Origin of the sequence: Serratia sp. BNK-23, from assembly GCF_047456145.1 — a bacterium.
Classification (GTDB): Bacteria; Pseudomonadota; Gammaproteobacteria; order Enterobacterales; family Enterobacteriaceae; genus Serratia; species Serratia nematodiphila.
The window spans coordinates 367,883-386,057 of record NZ_CP179900.1 but is presented as its reverse complement, the minus strand read 5'-3'; the positions used below and the strand labels follow the sequence as shown (position 1 = coordinate 386,057).

Below are 18,175 nucleotides of genomic sequence, written 5' to 3'. Positions count from 1 at the left end.
CGAGAGGAAGAGTGACATGCGTGCACTGTTATTGGAACAACAAGACGACCAAACTCTGGCTCATATCAAAGATATCGGCAGCGATCGGTTGCCGGAAGGCGATGTCACCGTCGACATCAACTGGTCCAGCCTAAATTATAAGGATGCGCTGGCGATCACCGGCAAAGGCAAGATCGTGCGCAACTTCCCAATGGTGCCGGGCATCGATTTCGCCGGCACCGTGCGCCACAGCCGCGACGATCGCTTCAAAGAGGGGCAAAGCGTGGTGCTCACCGGCTGGGGCGTAGGCGAACACCACTGGGGCGGCCTGGCCGAGCAGGCGCGCGTCTCCGGTGAGTGGCTGGTGCCGCTGCCGAACGGGCTGGATGAGCGCAAGGCGATGATCATCGGCACAGCCGGCTTTACCGCCATGCTGTGCGTGATGGCGCTGGAGGAAGGCGGCGTGCACCCGGACGACGGCGATATCCTGGTCACCGGCGCCAGCGGCGGCGTGGGCAGCACCGCTATCGCCCTGCTGGCAGCGCTGGGTTACCGGGTGACCGCCATCAGCGGCCGCGACAGCAATACCGAGTACCTGAAAGCGCTCGGCGCCAAAGAGGTGATGTCGCGCGATGGCTATATCGACACGCCGCGTCCGCTGGAGAAACAGCTGTGGGCCGGCGCAGTGGACACCGTCGGCGACAAACTGCTGGCGCGGGTGCTGGCACAGATGAACTATAACGGCACCGTCGCCGCCTGCGGCCTGGCGGGCGGTTATCAGTTGCCGACCACCGTGATGCCGTTCATTCTGCGCAACGTGCGTCTGCAGGGCGTGGATTCAGTGCATACGCCGCTGCACCGCCGCCAAACCGCCTGGGAACGGCTGGCCGGCATTCTGCCGGACAGTTTCTATCAGCAGGCCACGCACGAAATCACCCTCGAACAGGCGCCGGCCACCGCCGCCGCGCTGCTGAACAACCAAATCACCGGCCGCACCCTGGTGAAAATCCGCTGACCTTCTCCCCTCGGCGACGGGGGGAGTTCCCGCTTCTGCGAAATTTCATATTTTCCCGCGCCCCCTCGCTTCCGGCCGGCTTTAGCGCCATGCTTATTTCATGGAGACCCGTTTGCCGCTTACAGGCGGCGGGAATCAGTCGCGGAGAACATAAGCATGAACAAACACCCGAAATTAACCGAGGCCGACGTCACGCCGGAGAGCGTGTTCCATCAGCGGCGCAAGGTGCTGCAGGCGCTCGGCATCAGCGCCGCTACGCTGGCGCTGCCTGCCGGCGCGCGGGCGGACCTGCTGTCGTGGTTCAAGGGCAACGATCGCCCCAAGGCGCCGCCGGGCAAAGCGCTGGCATTCAGCAAACCGGCCGCCTGGCAGGCGCAGCTGGCGATGACGCCGGAAGACAAGGTGACCGGCTACAACAACTTCTATGAGTTCGGCCTCGACAAAGCCGATCCGGCCGCCAACGCCGGCGGGCTGAAAACCGAAGGCTGGAAAGTGCGCATCGACGGCGAAGTGGCGAAACCGATAACGCTGGATATCGACGATCTGATGAAGCGTTTCCCGCTGGAGCAGCGCATTTACCGCATGCGCTGCGTCGAGGCCTGGTCGATGGTGGTGCCGTGGATCGGTTTCGAGCTGGGCAAGCTTCTCAAGCTGGCCGAACCGAACAGCAACGCGCGTTACGTAGCCTTCCAGACGCTGTACGCTCCGGAGCAGATGCCCGGCCAGAAAGATCGCTTTATCGGCGGCGGCCTGAAATATCCCTACGTCGAAGGGCTGCGGCTGGACGAGGCGATGCATCCGCTGGCGCTGTTGACCGTCGGCGTGTACGGCAAAACCCTGCCGCCGCAAAACGGCGCGCCGCTGCGACTGATCACGCCGTGGAAATACGGCTTCAAAGGCATCAAATCGATCGTGCATATCCGCTTGGTGCGCGATCAGCCGCCGACCACCTGGAACCAATCCGCGCCGAACGAGTACGGTTTTTACGCCAACGTGAATCCGCACGTCGATCATCCGCGCTGGTCGCAGGCCACCGAGCGCTTCATCGGCTCCGGCGGCATTCTCGACGTCAAACGCCAACCGACGCTGCTGTTCAACGGCTATGCCGATCAGGTGGCGTCGCTGTATCGCGGCATGGATCTGCGGGAGAATTTCTAAGTGCGCCTGACGCCTGTTCACATCAAATGGCTGAAAGCCGCCCTGCATCTGGCGGCGTTTTTGCCCTTTCTCTGGCTGGTACTGGCGGTGGATCAAGGCTGGTTCAGCGCCGATCCGTCCAAGGACATCCAGCATTTTACCGGCAGGATGACGCTGAAACTGCTGCTGGCCACGCTGATGATCGCCCCGCTGGCGCGCTACGCCCGCCAGCCGCTGCTGATCCGCTGCCGTCGTCTGGTGGGGCTGTGGTGTTTTGCCTGGGGCACGCTGCACCTGATAAGCTACTCCACGCTGGAGCTGGGGCTGAGCAATCTCGGCCTGCTGGGCAGCGAGCTGGTGAACCGCCCGTATCTGACGCTCGGTATCCTCACCTGGCTGATCCTGCTGGCGCTGGCGGCCACCTCGACGCTGTGGGCGATGCGCAAACTGGGCGCCAAATGGCAAACGTTGCACAACTTCGTCTATCTGGCGGCGATCCTCGCCCCCATCCACTACCTGTGGTCGGTCAAAACCTTTTCCCCCCAGCCGTTCATTTACGCGCTGCTGGCGGTGGCGCTGTTGGGCCTGCGCTACAAGAAATTCCGCGCCTGGTGGCGCTGAATCGCGCGGCGGCGCGCGGGATTGTCGTTGAAAAACGCACGCCGCCGGCGGGAACTTTTTCTGTGTTCCAGCGCTCATATTCCTGTCACGGAACCCCGAGTTGGTCGATTTGGGGTTGAATATCTTCGCTGATAAGACCAGTATTTAGCTGCGAATTGCTACGATATCGTTATAATGCCCGACCTTGTTTCTGTTCTCAGGGTGAATTTGCCCCTTAACAGGTGACAAATCGGTAACATCGGGTTATTTTCTACGATGATGGTTTTATTGCCGGAGATACCAGCACAATGGCGGATAAGTTTCACATTTTGCTTCTGAACGGCCCCAATCTCAATCTGCTGGGGACGCGTGAGCCGGAGAAGTACGGCAGCACGACGCTGACAGAGATTGTTAACGGATTGGAAAACCAGGCATCCGCATTGGATATTACCCTGAGCCATCTGCAGTCCAACGCCGAGCATCAGCTGATCGATCGCATCCATCAGGCGCGCGGCAACACCGATTTCATTCTGATAAACCCGGCGGCGTTCACGCACACCAGCGTGGCGTTGCGCGATGCGTTGCTGGCGGTGCAGATCCCGTTCATCGAGATCCACCTGTCCAACGTGCACGCCCGCGAACCTTTCCGCCATCACTCTTATCTCTCAGACGTAGCGGTAGGCGTGATTTGCGGCCTCGGCGCGGATGGCTACGCTTTCGCTTTACAGGCAGCGGTTAACCGTCTGTCGAAAACCCACTAATTGCTCCACAAAAAGAGTACGGAATCACACTCATGGATATTCGTAAAATCAAGAAACTGATCGAACTGGTTGAAGAATCAGGCATTTCTGAACTGGAAATCTCTGAAGGCGAAGAATCGGTTCGCATCAGCCGTGCCGCACCGGCGCAGGCTTATCCCGTCATGCAGCAGGCTTACGCGATGCCGGCACAGCAGCAGCCAGCCCTGGCTACCGCCGTTGCCACCGCGCCTGCGGCAGAAACCCCTGCAGCACCGGCGGCCGTGAGTGGCCACGTCGTTCGTTCCCCAATGGTAGGCACCTTCTACCGCACCCCAAGCCCGGACGCGAAAGCCTTCGTGGAAGTGGGCCAGAAAGTGAACGCCGGCGATACCCTGTGCATCGTTGAAGCCATGAAAATGATGAACCAGATCGAAGCGGACAAGTCCGGCGTCGTGAAAGCCATCCTGGTGGAAAACGGCCAGCCGGTCGAATATGACGAGCCGCTGGTCGTCATCGAATAACGAGGCGCCCCCATGCTTGATAAAATTGTTATCGCCAACCGCGGCGAGATCGCGCTTCGCATCCTGCGTGCCTGTAAAGAACTGGGCATCAAGACCGTTGCGGTTCACTCCGCGGCCGACCGCGATCTGAAACACGTGCTGCTGGCCGACGAGACCGTCTGCATCGGTCCTGCGCCATCGGTAAAAAGCTACCTGAACATCCCGGCCATCATCTCGGCGGCGGAAATCACCGGCGCGGTGGCGATCCACCCGGGCTACGGCTTCCTGTCCGAGAACGCCGACTTCGCCGAGCAGGTTGAACGCTCCGGTTTCATCTTCATCGGCCCGAAAGCCGAAACCATCCGCCTGATGGGCGACAAGGTTTCCGCGATCAACGCCATGAAAAAAGCCGGCGTGCCATGCGTGCCGGGCTCCGACGGCCCGCTGACCGACGACATGGATAAAAACCGTGCCTTCGCCAAGCGCATCGGTTATCCGGTGATCATCAAGGCCTCCGGCGGCGGCGGCGGTCGCGGCATGCGCGTGGTGCGCAGCGACAAAGACCTTGAGCAGTCCATCAACATGACGAAAGCGGAAGCCAAAGCGGCTTTCAACAACGACATGGTGTACATGGAAAAATACCTGGAGAATCCGCGTCACATCGAGATTCAGGTATTGGCCGACGGCCAGGGCAACGCCATCTATCTGGCCGAGCGCGACTGCTCCATGCAGCGCCGCCACCAGAAAGTGGTCGAAGAAGCGCCGGCGCCGGGCATCACCAGCGAAATGCGCCGCTACATCGGCGAGCGCTGCTCGAAAGCCTGCGTGGAAATCGGCTACCGCGGTGCGGGCACCTTCGAGTTCCTGTATGAAAACGGCGAGTTCTATTTCATCGAAATGAACACCCGTATTCAGGTAGAGCACCCGGTTACCGAAATGATCACCGGCGTGGATCTGATCAAAGAGCAGCTGCGCATCGCTGCCGGTCAGCCGCTGTCGATCAAACAGGAAGAAGTGAAGATCCACGGCCACGCGGTAGAATGCCGCATCAACGCCGAAGATCCGAACACCTTCCTGCCGAGCCCGGGCAAGATCACCCGCTTCCACGCGCCAGGCGGTTTCGGCGTGCGTTGGGAATCTCATATCTACGCCGGTTATACCGTACCGCCGTACTATGACTCCATGATCGGCAAACTGATCACCTTCGGCGAAAACCGTGACGTGGCGATCGCCCGCATGAAAAACGCCCTGGCTGAACTGATCATCGACGGCATCAAAACCAACGTTGAGCTGCAGCAGAAGATCATGAACGACGAAAACTTCCAGCACGGTGGCACCAACATCCACTATCTGGAGAAGAAGCTGGGTCTGCAGGAAACCTAAGGCAGCCACGCAGCATCGTCTGACAAAAGGCCGGTTAATCACCGGCCTTTTTCTTTTCTCGCGCCCGCCTGATTTTTTCGTTCAACCGCGCAAAATAGAATCAAATCTTCACAGATAACTTTCTCTTCACATTCATCCAGCCCTCCACCCACATCACTACAAAAAACATAATAATCTGTTTTTAAACAAAAAATATTTAACTCATAGCTTACAAATAAATATTAGCAAGAGAAAAACTCAATCCATCGCATTTTCACACGCCATAAGCTTTAACAAAATTAACGTATTAATTACAAAGCTTGACCCCGATCACATCCGCTCGGTGATAGCCCGTGCTATTGTCGCCGTCGATCGAATGCAGCGCGCTCTTTTTCTCTTTTTATTTATCCTTTTTATTGACTTAGATGAGTAATGTCTTAATGAGCCATGTAACTGAATACGACCGTAAGCCCGTGTTTTCCCTGTACCACCGTGCTGACATGGAAACCATAAAAAGCATTAAGGAAAACGGGATTGAGAAGCTTTTGGGCGAAGTGAAGAATTTCCGCGCCAATGAGGAAATGAACCGCTTTATTCCCGAACAGGCACGCCTGGCAGTAAGCTGGGTGCGTCTGGCGAAAAACGAAAAGCTGGATGTGCATGTTCATCCAATATCTTCGCTGTATATCATTTGTGAAGGGGAAGCGATCCTGCTGGGAGACGGCGTTGACCGCCGGGCCGTTCCAGGCGATGTCATCTGCATTCCGCCAGGCGCGGATCACGGCTTCATCGGCGCAGGCGACAACGGCTACTGGGGGCTGTCAATCCAGTTTGAGGAGCGCGGGCTCTATGAAGATCCCAGCAAACCGCTGGTGACTTTCGATCAAGATCCCTACGCTTACTACCATCAGCTTAAAGCGCATAACGCCCGCTACATCGAGCGCTACCAGGACAACCCGATCTTTACCGCATTCGCCAAGGATAAAACGTTCTCCGAGGCGAAAAAATCCTTGTTCCTGGACTACCTGCAGATCCTGTCCGATCAGTTCCAAAAAATGGTGCTGCTGCGTAGCGCACTGTGTGAAGACGTTCGCTTCTCGCGTTTCTTCAGTGAACATCTGAAAGAAGAATTCGGCCATGACGAGGTGCTGCGCAACAGCCGCGACAACCTCCAGGTTCGCGAAGACGCGATCTTTGAAGCACTGTGCATCTGGTTCAACCATCAGATGATCACGCTGGATAATCTGGAACAGGCTATCCTGGTGCACTTTGTCATCGAAGGTTCGGCTTTCGTGTTCTATAACAACATCAAACACGTGTTCGATCCGAGCAAACAGAACCATTTCGAGGATCACTCCGAATTCGATGGCGATCATCAGGAAGTGGATAAAGCGTTCTTCAAGGGGATGACCGAAGAACAATTCCAGCGTGTCAAAGCCGTACTCGATAAAGGGTGGAGTATGGTTGAGAAGCAGTATGCAAGACTGGCCGAACTGATCGAAGCATAAGCCGGGCAGGTCATCAGGAGCGGTCATGAAAATTGTTTTATTGGGATTCGGCGGCATTGGGCAAGAGACGCTAAACGCGCTGTTAAGTACGACCGAGCGACGTGGCAGCGTCAATGAAGTCGTGATCATCTGCCGAAATACCGAAAAGTATTCAGCCGTTTGCGAAGATATTCTTGATGGCCTGCTGGCGGAAGCGCTCTTCTCACGCCATAACCGAACGTCTTTACCCAAGATTGTTGTGACGGATGACTACCGCCACATCGACGGGGCTGACGTGATCCTCTGTTGCTATGGCGTGCCTTCAACCTTTCCGATGCATGACCGCCAGGCGTTGCTGGACGATCACGTACGGCTCAGCGAGGCCATTTTTAGCCGAGCCAAACCCTTCATTGCTCCCGGCTGTCACATCATCAATGCGGTCAATCCGGTGGATAGCATCAGCTATTACATCGATAAAATCCTGCTCGACTCTCGCTGCCGGGTGATAGGCATCGGCGCCGCGCACAACACCGCCAGGCTGCTGAAAAGCATCTGCCGCATTTCCGGGATCGACATGCAGCGCATCGACGCGCGTAGCCTGACAGTCTGCGGCGAGCACGGCGCCGGGTTGGTGCCCTTGCTCAGCCAGGTAACAACCGACGAGGGACCGCTGAACCAGCTACTTTCGGCGCAGGCGCTGGCGCAAATCGTCACCGATACCCGCAATCAAGGGTTGGACATATTTCACAAAATGCGGCGCCCTCCTAAATATGGCCCGGCCGCCTCCATTCTTATCTTGCTTGAGCGCATCATCCAACGGGACGAAACCCCCTGCTGCGGTTCGGTCTGGCTGCCGGAACTGGGCGTGTTCATGTCCTGGCCGCTGGCTCTGCGCGACGGCGTCTTTACGCCGCTGTCGCTGATGCCCAATCAGGATGAGCAACAACAAATCCACCAGGCGGCGCTCAAGTTAAAAAACATCATCCAAGGTTTTAGCTGATGACGACCGATCAAACCAGACAGATTTTCCGCGATCTCTACATGCCGTTACGCCCTGAGTATCGTTTTCTTTCGCCACTGTACGGGGTGCTGTGGTGCAACAACGAACTCGCGGAAAAGTATTACCGTTTTCTTGGCGCCGAACACCCGATCGGCCAGGTGGCGCGCGCGTTGTTCTACCGTACTGACCTGGTCGAGTTTGACGTAAGCAAAGAGGTGAAGAATCCGTTCACCTGGTTTTCCCCCTCTACCCTTGCACGGCTGGTGGCTTTCATGAGCAGCCCGCGTTTCACCGACAATGATATCGCCTCGTTATATCAGCATGTACGAGATGAAACGGACTTTCACGCTGCCATTGAGCAGCAACATCGGCTTTCTGTGCAAATACGCCGGCTTTGCGACAGCGTACTGCAACAGTTCGAGGACACAAAAGCGCAGATCGCAGCCGCAGAACGCGAAGCGCTCTCCCTCGGCGCCCATTTGAAAGCGCAAGAAAAAGCGCTGAATCAGATCCTGCAACAGGCGGAAAACGCCGTTAAAGCGCAGCAGGTGCCGATCCAACAATGTCGAGCCGCGATCGCCGCGCTCAAAGCCGGCAAAAAAACGCTGGGCAAAAGCGCTGCTGAGAATAAAGAGGCGCAGCTGCTGGCGCTCAATGCCGAAATCACCGAGCTGGAAGCACGCCTGAATGCGGCGCAGCAAGAAGCCGTGCATCAAGCCGGCCTATTCCCCGCCTGGCAAAACGCGCAGGCCGCCGTCGAACATGCCCGCCAGCAAAAAGATGAAGCCACCTTGCGCGCCAGCATGCTGGCGGAAAATTTTACCGAAAGCACCGTCGCACGGCTGCAAACCGAGGGATTCAGCGCTGACTTCATTGCATTGCATCTGCCTTTCAACAAGTATCACCGCTATCTGCCGCGACGTGTGCAGGATTACGTCGGTATCCACTGTGCCGATCGCGACAGCTTGCTGGCCGAGTTGCACAATTTATGTCGTTTACTGATCGCGGCCAGCCGCACCGCCGAGCACGACAGAGAGGTGTTTCATTTGCTCAACGCGGCGCTGTGGCTGAAATGCAAGGGTAACTTCGGCAAATTGACCGCCTACATGCAGCAACTGCGGGAACTGAGCGGGGAGCTGTTCGGCGAAACGGCGACGGGCGAGACGCACTTCCCCGATCGCTGCCATGACTATTACGATCGCGAAGTGTACGGCCGCTATTTTCCGCCGCTGTGCATCACCAAAACCTGCCGCCCCGCGCCGGATTCTGACGTCTCGTTCTCAGATTGCGGGGAGAGTTCGCTGCGCAACTTCATCAATGTCCTGGTGAAAAACCAAGCAAGCGCGCAGCTTGACGCCGGAATACTCAAACGCAGCGGTCTGGCTGTCGATCCGCGCGTCATCGCGTTCTATGAAAAAAACCCTCGTTTGGAAACGATCAGAAGCCAGGAAGTACATAACCAGTGGGCTGAAATTGCCTCATCACTCAATGCGCGCGACAACCGAATCAAATACCTGACGCCAGGTAAAGACGCCTATTGCGAGTTGGCCGCCGGCGGCAACAACATGCAGCATATGCTGCAAGCGCTATTGGGCGAAGCTGATATCACCACCATTTGCCGCCGAATCGCCTCCTCTTCCGGCATCGATATTCGTTGCGATCTCAGCGACTTCCACCCGGAACGGCACGATCTGGAAGACTTCACCAACGTTGTTCGCCTTGAATTCGACGGCAAATATGTCTTTCACTGGTATTTCCTCAAACAGCATTTCCGCTGTGCTTCGGCAGATCTGTTCAACGAAGAGGAAAATTATGTACGCCAGGCACTCGCCATGCTGAATGACGAGATGAAACAGGGCCGTCTGAATCGCGACCAGTTCCGCGCACTGCTCAGTTTCCATCTGAAAGAGAAGCCCGTGGTGCAAGTCAAAATGATATTCGACAGCCTTGGCGCTACCCTCGTCGGAGATGAAATGACGTTCTTGATGTTGGGTAAATTGAACTCCGTCGATTCCATGTTCGAATACTGCATGAACGTTCTGGCGATTCCAACGCTGGCGCATAGCGCGCCAGTCTCGGCGACTGTCGCCGCGATTATTCAAGGCATCAGCCCGCATCCGGTTATCTTCGATCAGCGGAAAAATCTCATCGCGAGGATTAGAGAAGCCGGAGTGACGCCATTACTCACTCTGGCTAACCGATGGGAAAAGGAAAGTTTGGAAAAGGTGTAATACTCTCGGTTCAACAGACGACGAGCAACATTTAAGGAGAAACCGCCTTGAGGTCAACATTCATCCCTTATTTCCCAAAAGAAATATGGGTTATCTTTATCGGGACGTTTTTGACGCGCGCCTGCTTTTTCATGATTTGGCCATTCATTACCATTCTCATGAGAAATAACTACGCGATGACGCCGGTGGAAATCGGCGTCATGATGAGCGTATCACTTATCGTGTCTATTTCTTTCGGCTATCTCTTCGGTGGCGCATCAGACAAATATGGCCGTCGCACGTTGATTATTCTTGGTGCAATTGCCGCTATCATTTCATTTAGCGTACTTGCGTTGGCCAACTCACCGGCGTGGTATTTTGTCGGTATTTTACTCAATGGCATTTCGCGCTCATTGATCGAACCCGCCAGCAAAGCGGTGATCGGCGATATTCTCCATGACAGGCAAGAGCGAGAACGCGCGTTGAACATCCGCTACTTCCTGATGAACGTGGGCGCAGCCGTAGGCCCATTAGTGGGTGTCGCTCTCGGGCTGACGGCGCAGAAGGCCACCTTCTTCGTTACCGCATTGTCGTTCCTTTGCTATTTGCTGCTGGTGCTCGCGGTATTCAAAGCGGGGCACGGTAAAGAAACGCGCAACGCCACCTTCTCATTCATTGGCTCTTTGCGGATTATCTGGAACGATCAGGCGTTCAAGGTGTTGGTAGTCGCCAACATTTTGGTGATGCTGGTCTACGGGCAGATCGACGTGACGCTGCCGCAATACCTCATGATCAGCCAGGTGTACAACCCCGAATACCTGCTCAGCGTGCTGATATTCATCAATGCAGCCACGGTGATAACGCTGCAGTATTTCACCGAGCGCTTTACCCGCCGCATGTCATTGGCACTGAAAACCAGCCTGGGCGTGTTCTTTCTCGCGCTTTCACAAATTGTCTTCCTGCTGGTTTCCAGTGAAAGCTGGCTGCTGTGGTTGGTCGCCATGTTCCTGCTCAGCCTCGGCGAAGTCATCCTGTTCCCTACGCTCAATATACAAATTGATCGTATGGCGCCGGCTAACCTAAAAGGGGCTTACTTCGGTGCCGCCACGTTTTACGAATTTGGCCTGGCGCTCGCCCCTTTTGTCGGCGGTTTGCTGTTAAAACAAGGTGGCGGTGGCGCCCTGTATGCCGTGATGTTCTTTTTATGCATCGGCGTCATCGTTCTTTATACTATTTCGGAAAGAATATCTGAGAAAAGAACGATAACCGCGTGACATTGTTAACCCGCTAATTAACGCCGCCCTTGTTTAAACGTATTAACGGGGCGGCTTTATCGTGATATTAATCACAGTAAATAAATAGCGAAGGATATGCAGGTCATTATTTAATCGAATGATTTATTTAATGCTAAAAAATAAAATAAATCTATTTACATGAATGATTAGGAGATGTTATAAATTTGTTTATTGCAGGCGTGTAGCTCAGTGGTAGAGCGCTGTGTCATACTTCACAGAGGTCACCTGGTTCGATTCCGGTTGCGCCAACCAATATAAAACCCATTCCTTTTCCCATTCTCTTTAATTATTTTCTCATCGAAATAAACCGGTAAAAATTTATATATTTACCCCCCTCTTTTCTTTCCATCGCCCCGTTGCGTTCACCGGAAAGGTGAATAATTTATTAGCCAAACGCCGCACATTCCGTACAATCCTGTTCCTTCATCTGTTCTTGTCACAAGCCATCATCGTAAACCTATGGGGGACACTGATGGACAAACGCTTTATTCAGGCGCACCGCGAAGCGCGCTGGGCGCTGGGGCTGACGCTGCTCTACCTGCTGGCCTGGGGGCTGGCGGCCTACCTGCCGGACAGCGCCATCGGCGTCACCGGCCTGCCGCACTGGTTCGAAATGGCCTGCCTGCTGGTGCCGCTGCTGTTCATCGGCCTGTGCTGGCTGATGGTGCGCACGGTGTTCCGCGACATTTCGCTGGAGGACCGCGATGCAAACTGAAGTGATCCTGCCGCTGGTCGCCTACCTGTTGCTGGTGTTCGGCCTGTCGGTGTACGCCTATCGGCGCCGCCAGAACGGAAACTTCCTCAGCGAATATTTCCTCGGCAACCGCTCGATGGGCGGCTTTGTGCTGGCGATGACCCTGACCGCCACCTACATCAGCGCCAGTTCGTTTATCGGCGGGCCGGGCGCCGCCTACAAATACGGCCTGGGCTGGGTGCTGCTGGCGATGATCCAACTGCCGGCGGTGTGGCTGTCGCTCGGCGTGCTGGGCAAGAAATTCGCCATCCTGGCGCGGCGCTACAACGCCATTACTCTCAATGACATGCTGTATGGCCGCTACCAAAGCCGCCTGCTGGTGTGGCTGGCCAGCCTCAGCCTGCTGGTGGCGTTCCTCGGCGCCATGACGGTGCAGTTCATCGGCGGCGCACGCCTGCTGGAGACCGCCGCCGGCATTCCTTACGACACCGGCCTGTTGATCTTCGGCATCAGCATCGCGCTGTACACCGCCTTCGGCGGCTTCCGCGCCAGCGTGCTGAACGACGCCATGCAGGGGCTGGTGATGCTGCTCGGCACCGTGCTGCTGCTGGTGGCAGTGATCCATGCCGCCGGCGGACTGGACAGCGCAGTGAGCAAACTGCAGCAGATCGATCCGGCGCTGGTGTCGCCGCAGGGCGGCGATCAGATCCTCAGCCTGCCGTTTATGGCGTCATTCTGGATCCTGGTGTGCTTCGGGGTGATCGGCCTGCCGCACACCGCCGTGCGCTGCATCTCCTACAAGGACAGCAAGGCGGTGCATCGCGGTATTCTGCTCGGCACCGTGGTGGTGGCGGTGCTGATGTTCGGCATGCACCTGGCCGGCGCGCTCGGCCGCGCGGTGTTGCCGGATCTCAAGATCCCCGACCAGGTGATCCCGACGCTGATGATCACCGTGCTGCCGCCGTACGCCGCCGGGATCTTTTTGGCGGCGCCGATGGCGGCGATCATGTCGACCATCAACGCCCAGTTGCTGCAATCCTCCGCCACCATCATCAAGGATCTCTACCTTGGCGTGCGTCCGCAGCAGATCCACAATGAGCGGCTGATCAAGCGCTTCTCCAGCCTGACCACGCTGATCCTCGGCCTGCTGGTGCTGCTGGCGGCCTGGCGCCCACCGGAGATGATTATCTGGCTCAACCTGCTGGCTTTCGGTGGGCTGGAGGCGGTCTTCCTGTGGCCGCTGGTGCTGGGCCTGTATTGGGAACGCGCCAATGCTCAGGGAGCGCTTAGCTCAATGGTGTCGGGTGCGGTATGCTATACGCTATTGGCCAGCTTCAACCTGCAACCGGCGGGGCTGCATCCTATCGTGCCTTCGCTGTTGCTCAGCCTGTTGGCGTTTTATCTCGGTAACGTCGTCGGCGAAAAGCGCCGGGCGGCGTCATCATTACCCTCTTGAAGAGAATTGCTATGCCTTGGATCCAACTCAAACTGAACACCACCGGCAGCCAGGCGGAAGACCTGAGCGACGCGCTGGTGGAAAGCGGCGCCGTGTCGGTGACCTTCCAGGACACCCACGATAACCCGGTGTTCGAGCCGCTGCCGGGTGAAACCCTGCTGTGGGGCGATACCGATGTGATCGGCCTGTACGACGCGGAAACCGATATGACCGAGGTGGTGGCGATGCTGGAACAGCACCCGCTGCTGGGCGCCGGTTTCCGCCACAAGATAGAGCAGCTGGAAGACAAGGACTGGGAGCGCGAATGGATGGACAACTTCCACCCGATGCGCTTCGGCGAGCGCTTGTGGATCTGCCCGAGCTGGCGCGACGTGCCGGATCCCGACGCGGTCAACGTGATGCTCGATCCGGGCCTGGCGTTCGGCACCGGCACCCATCCGACCACCGCGCTGTGTCTGCAGTGGCTGGACGGCCTCGATCTGGCCGGCAAAACCGTCATCGATTTCGGCTGCGGTTCAGGCATCCTGGCGATCGCCGCGCTGAAGCTGGGTGCGGCGCGCGCTATCGGCATCGACATCGATCCCCAGGCCATTCAGGCCAGCCGCGACAACGCGCAGCGTAACGGCGTCTCAGAGCGTCTGGAGCTGTATCTGCCGAAAGACCAGCCGGCGGACCTGCTGGCGGACGTGGTGGTCGCCAACATCCTCGCCGGCCCGCTGCGCGAACTGGCGCCGCTGATCGGTTGCCTGCCGAAGGCCGGCGGTCATTTGGGGCTGTCCGGCGTGCTGGCCAGCCAGGCGAGCAGCGTTGCACAAGCCTACGAAGAGAAGTTCACGCTCGATCCGGTCGCCGAGCGTGAAGAGTGGTGCCGCATCACCGGCCGCCGTAAGTAAGCGTCACGGTATATTGCTCCCTCATCCACCGGCCCCGCGCCGGTGGATTTTTTTTGTCCGGCGATCGACCCACGGGCAAGACAAAATTTTATGCAATTTTTTGCCTTTCAACGATGGATCGCCCTGACAATGCGCCTTCCAGGCAGGTTATCCCGGCAAAAATAGCGGGCGAATGCAGATAATATCCTGCGCAAAGGCGAATATTTTACCGCACACAAAATAAGCACTTTTCGTCAACTCATTGTAAAATATATACAATATTTTTATGAATCACTGCGCAGCGCATTTTTTGCCCTAATAGCGAGCCAATTGGTTAAAGTTTGGCCTTTCATCTCGGCGCAAAAATGCGTAATATACGCGCCCTTGCGGACACAGTATGGTCACTCTTTGTCTATGCGCATTGGACACCACCAGCTTACTAATTGCCTGATTGCGGCCCCGATGGCCGGTATTACAGATCGCCCGTTCAGAACCCTCTGTCATGCAATGGGTGCTGGGATGGCTGTATCCGAAATGCTCTCCTCCAACCCGGAGGTGTGGCGGACGGATAAGTCGCGTCTGCGTATGGTGCATAGCGATGAACCAGGGATCCGCTCCGTGCAGATTGCCGGATGCGATCCTGATGATATGGCCGCCGCCGCGCGTATCAACGTGGCCAGCGGCGCGCAGATCATCGACATCAATATGGGATGCCCGGCCAAAAAAGTGAACCGGAAGCTTGCCGGGTCCGCCTTGTTGCAGTACCCGGATCTGGTAAAACAGATCCTCCACGCGGTGGTTGACGCGGTGGATGTGCCGGTAACGCTGAAGATTCGCACCGGCTGGGCGCCAGAGCACCGTAACTGTGTAGAGATTGCCCAACTGGCCGAAGACTGTGGTATTCAGGCCCTGACGATTCACGGCCGAACCCGCGCCTGTCTGTTTAACGGCGACGCGGAATACGACAGCATTCGGGCAGTTAAGCAGAGTGTTTCCATTCCGATTATCGCGAATGGGGATATTACTGACCCGCATAAAGCCAGAGCAGTGCTCGACTACACCGGGGCCGATGCCCTGATGATAGGCCGCGCTGCTCAGGGGAGACCCTGGATCTTCCGGGAAATCCAGCATTATCTGGACACTGGGGAGTTGCTGCCGCCGCTGCCGCTTGGCGAGGTGAAGCGCTTGTTGATTGGGCACATTCGGGAATTGCACGGCTTCTATGGCCAAGGCAAGGGATTCCGGATTGCTCGTAAGCACGTGTCCTGGTATCTCCAGGAACACGCTCCGAATGACCAGTTTCGGCGCACATTCAACGCCATAGAGGATGCCAGCGAACAGCTGGAGGCGTTGGAGGCATATTTCGAAAATCTTAGCGTAAAAAAAGAGCTGACAGAACTATGTTCGAACAACGCGTAAATTCTGACGTACTGACCGTTTCTACCGTTAACTCACAAGATCAGGTGACTCAAAAGCCTCTGCGTGACTCGGTTAAACAAGCACTGAAGAACTATTTTGCTCAACTGAACGGTCAAGACGTAAATGACCTGTATGAGCTGGTACTGGCTGAAGTTGAACAGCCACTGTTGGACATGGTGATGCAATACACCCGTGGCAACCAGACCCGCGCAGCCCTGATGATGGGCATCAACCGCGGCACGCTGCGCAAGAAGCTGAAAAAATACGGCATGAACTGATACTAGTCAGTTAACGTGTTGAAAAGGCGCTTTATCTCATTTGATAAGCGCCTTTTTCTTTTTCTGACTTGTGCCTACATTGGCAAGGATTTGCGCGGAATGCGCTTATCTATATATCCGGCAAAGAAATAGCAAATACCCGCCACGCCCGCGATCATCACGTAGCGCTTCCACCCGTCCAAATCCACGCCCAGGCTATCCAGCCCGCTCAACACAACAAACACCAGCAGGCCCAAGATAACCGATGCTCTGCCTGTCCAGGCTGGTGGGGGTGTCAATAACCGCCTTATCCAGTGGGATTTCATAGCGCTTCCTTCTTGCTTACGATTGAGTCGCCAATCGATGAAGAATACTCTCACGTTTTAATCGGGGCGACAAAGCGAGGCATCGGCTCTGGATTGCAGGCAATAAAAAAGGCCGCAGCGCGGCCCTTGGGGTAAAGCGGAGACCTTACTCGGTCACTTTGTTCTTGAGGCTTTCCGCCCCTTGCTTGGTCTTGTCCCAAGCCTTCTCCGAGCCCTGTTTGGTGGAGTGCCAGGCCTTTTGCGAACCTTCGCTCACTTTGCTGCCGACGCTGTCGCTCTTGCCTTCGGCGGCATGCTTGGCTTTCAGCTTCAGCTCTTCACCCTTGTCCTGAGACTGGTGCAGCTTTTCTTTGGCGGTATCCGCCCCTTTGTGCGCCTCGGCGACAACTTCGTTGCTGGCGTGAGCGGCGGTGTCGGTCGCGGTTTCAGCAGCGAACACCGGGGAAGCGAGCAGCAGTGCAGACAAGGCAATGATTGATTTTTTCATAAGTCCCTCTTTTCTCAGATACGTGCCATTCGTCATGAAACAAGATGGCATGAAACACCCCTTGAACGATTTAAGAATAGGACTAAAACCAAAAAAATCGATATAAAATTTCATTACAAATCATTTTATTGATTTTTTATGCCAACAAGCAGCACACGCAGGGAAAGCGCACGAAAAAGTTAAATTTTTCCTGTCATAAAACTATAATTTGTACGAATTTTTAACAAGCTCCAACAGGGATGGATTCTATGGTTGCCGCGATCATTATCGGCATTTTTATCATCAGCTTCCTCTACGCACACTCCCGCGGCAAAGAGAAACAAAAGCTTACCCGTCAGCTGTTCGATCACTCCACGTTTATGGGGCCGATCAACATGTTTATGACCGGTTTCTCGCGTTTGCCCGCCAAACAGCCCTATTTCGACGAAAAAGGCTTCCCGGAGCTGCAAACGCTGACCGACAACTGGCAGGTGATCCGCGAGGAAGCCGTGCGTTTGCAGGATCACATCAAAAAGGCGCAGTCGCACAACGACGCCGGCTTCAACACCTTCTTCAAACGCGGCTGGAAACGTTTCTATCTGAAATGGTACAGCGACAGCCACCCTTCGGCGCAAACGCTGTGCCCGAAAACCGTCGAGCTGCTCAACCGCATCCCATCGGTCAAGGCGGCGATGTTCGCCGAGCTGCCGCCCGGCAGCCATTTGGGTAAACACCGCGATCCTTACGCCGGCTCGGTGCGCTACCACCTGGGGCTGATGACGCCTAACGACGATCGCTGCTTCATCGAAGTGGACGGCGAGCAGCACAGCTGGCGCGACGGCCAAGCGGTGATCTTCGACGAAACCTACGTGCACTGGGCGCAAAACGCCACCGACCAGACGCGCATCATTCTGTTTTGCGACGTCGAGCGGCCAATGAAATGGCGCTGGGCGCAGGCGGTCAACCACTGGGTCGGCGCTACGCTGATGTCGGCGGCCAGTTCGCCGAACGACGATCAGGACCGCACCGGCGGCATCAACCGCATCTTCAAATACGTCAACGCGGTGCGCGACGCCGGCCAGCGCCTGAAGGCGCGTAATCGCCGCGGTTACTACCTGCTGAAATGGCTGGTGATCGCCGCCATTTTCGCCGCCATCATCCTCCCCAGCCTGTAAACCGTCGCCAATCGTCAATCCAGAGGCAATGCGAATGAGAATATTCGCATGCCTCTCTTCCTCTGAACCCCGTACCCTGTGTTAACATACGCATTCCTAGAGCCGCCTCCGCTGGCCAACAGCTATCCCTCCGAAGCCTGATAGCAGCGCAAACCGCCCTTCGAATGTAAATGTTTAGTCAATTA

The 18,175-nt window shown here is 56.3% G+C and carries 18 protein-coding genes and 1 tRNA gene; 17 read left to right on the top strand and 2 right to left on the bottom strand.

Annotated elements, in window-relative coordinates; all coding sequences use genetic code 11:
• Nucleotides 1-16 precede the first annotated feature (16 nt).
• From ACMGF9_RS01785 to fis, 16 genes are all read left to right on the top strand, one after another.
• Nucleotides 17-994, top strand: a complete 978-nt coding sequence (locus ACMGF9_RS01785; protein WP_021505125.1) for an MDR family oxidoreductase — start codon at nt 17-19, stop codon at nt 992-994.
• Between the two features lie 156 nt (nt 995-1,150).
• Nucleotides 1,151-2,152 carry a protein-methionine-sulfoxide reductase catalytic subunit MsrP gene (msrP, locus tag ACMGF9_RS01780; protein WP_118891646.1) on the top strand — a complete coding sequence of 334 codons (1,002 nt, stop codon included), beginning with the start codon at nt 1,151-1,153 and terminating at the stop codon, nt 2,150-2,152.
• Nucleotides 2,153-2,752 carry a protein-methionine-sulfoxide reductase heme-binding subunit MsrQ gene (msrQ, locus tag ACMGF9_RS01775; RefSeq protein WP_004936895.1) on the top strand — a complete coding sequence of 200 codons (600 nt, stop codon included), beginning with the start codon at nt 2,153-2,155 and terminating at the stop codon, nt 2,750-2,752.
• A gap of 287 nt (nt 2,753-3,039) precedes the next feature.
• Entirely contained in the window at nt 3,040-3,492 is a 453-nt protein-coding gene (aroQ, locus tag ACMGF9_RS01770; protein ID WP_004936891.1) for a type II 3-dehydroquinate dehydratase, read from the top strand.
• A 32-nt stretch (nt 3,493-3,524) separates the two neighbouring features.
• A complete protein-coding gene (gene accB, locus ACMGF9_RS01765) occupies nt 3,525-3,992 on the top strand; it encodes an acetyl-CoA carboxylase biotin carboxyl carrier protein (protein ID WP_004936889.1) in 468 nt (155 codons plus the stop codon).
• A 12-nt stretch (nt 3,993-4,004) separates the two neighbouring features.
• Complete coding sequence (accC, locus tag ACMGF9_RS01760; RefSeq protein ID WP_004936886.1) at nt 4,005-5,354, top strand: acetyl-CoA carboxylase biotin carboxylase subunit; 1,350 nt, start codon at nt 4,005-4,007, stop codon at nt 5,352-5,354.
• 419 nt (nt 5,355-5,773) lie between these two features.
• Entirely contained in the window at nt 5,774-6,841 is a 1,068-nt protein-coding gene (locus tag ACMGF9_RS01755; RefSeq protein ID WP_004936880.1) for a cupin domain-containing protein, read from the top strand.
• Nucleotides 6,842-6,866: 25 nt separating this feature from the next.
• Nucleotides 6,867-7,820 (top strand): lactate/malate family dehydrogenase, encoded by a 954-nt coding sequence (locus ACMGF9_RS01750; protein ID WP_015379200.1) that lies wholly within the window; start codon nt 6,867-6,869, stop codon nt 7,818-7,820.
• Complete coding sequence (locus tag ACMGF9_RS01745) at nt 7,820-10,051, top strand: hypothetical protein (RefSeq protein WP_350981977.1); 2,232 nt, start codon at nt 7,820-7,822, stop codon at nt 10,049-10,051. Before ACMGF9_RS01750 ends, ACMGF9_RS01745 begins: the two co-directional genes overlap by 1 nt.
• A gap of 47 nt (nt 10,052-10,098) precedes the next feature.
• Nucleotides 10,099-11,304 (top strand): MDR family MFS transporter, encoded by a 1,206-nt coding sequence (locus tag ACMGF9_RS01740; RefSeq protein WP_004936868.1) that lies wholly within the window; start codon nt 10,099-10,101, stop codon nt 11,302-11,304.
• Nucleotides 11,305-11,500: 196 nt separating this feature from the next.
• Nucleotides 11,501-11,577 (top strand) — tRNA-OTHER (locus tag ACMGF9_RS01735).
• A 220-nt stretch (nt 11,578-11,797) separates the two neighbouring features.
• A complete protein-coding gene (locus ACMGF9_RS01730; protein ID WP_004936865.1) occupies nt 11,798-12,040 on the top strand; it encodes a YhdT family protein in 243 nt (80 codons plus the stop codon).
• On the top strand, nt 12,030-13,475 hold the full coding sequence (gene panF / locus ACMGF9_RS01725; RefSeq protein WP_004936863.1) for a sodium/pantothenate symporter: 1,446 nt from the start codon (nt 12,030-12,032) through the stop codon (nt 13,473-13,475). Before ACMGF9_RS01730 ends, panF begins: the two co-directional genes overlap by 11 nt.
• Nucleotides 13,476-13,486: 11 nt before the next feature.
• Entirely contained in the window at nt 13,487-14,368 is an 882-nt protein-coding gene (gene prmA, locus ACMGF9_RS01720) for a 50S ribosomal protein L11 methyltransferase (RefSeq protein ID WP_015379202.1), read from the top strand.
• Nucleotides 14,369-14,761: 393 nt separating this feature from the next.
• Nucleotides 14,762-15,766, top strand: a complete 1,005-nt coding sequence (dusB, locus tag ACMGF9_RS01715) for a tRNA dihydrouridine synthase DusB (RefSeq protein WP_085337224.1) — start codon at nt 14,762-14,764, stop codon at nt 15,764-15,766.
• Entirely contained in the window at nt 15,748-16,044 is a 297-nt protein-coding gene (gene fis / locus ACMGF9_RS01710; protein ID WP_000462905.1) for a DNA-binding transcriptional regulator Fis, read from the top strand. Before dusB ends, fis begins: the two co-directional genes overlap by 19 nt.
• 74 nt (nt 16,045-16,118) lie before the next feature.
• Here fis and ACMGF9_RS01705 read toward each other — a convergent pair whose 3' ends face one another.
• A complete protein-coding gene (locus ACMGF9_RS01705) occupies nt 16,119-16,349 on the bottom strand; it encodes a hypothetical protein (protein WP_126180945.1) in 231 nt (76 codons plus the stop codon).
• Between the two features lie 145 nt (nt 16,350-16,494).
• Entirely contained in the window at nt 16,495-16,836 is a 342-nt protein-coding gene (locus ACMGF9_RS01700; RefSeq protein ID WP_004936850.1) for a hypothetical protein, read from the bottom strand.
• Between the two features lie 248 nt (nt 16,837-17,084).
• Here ACMGF9_RS01700 and lpxO point away from each other — a divergent pair, with 248 nt between their 5' ends.
• The gene (lpxO, locus tag ACMGF9_RS01695) at nt 17,085-17,990 is read left to right on the top strand and encodes a lipid A hydroxylase LpxO (protein ID WP_004936848.1); all 906 of its coding nucleotides are present in this window, start codon (nt 17,085-17,087) and stop codon (nt 17,988-17,990) included.
• The last annotated feature ends 185 nt before the right edge of the window (nt 17,991-18,175 follow it).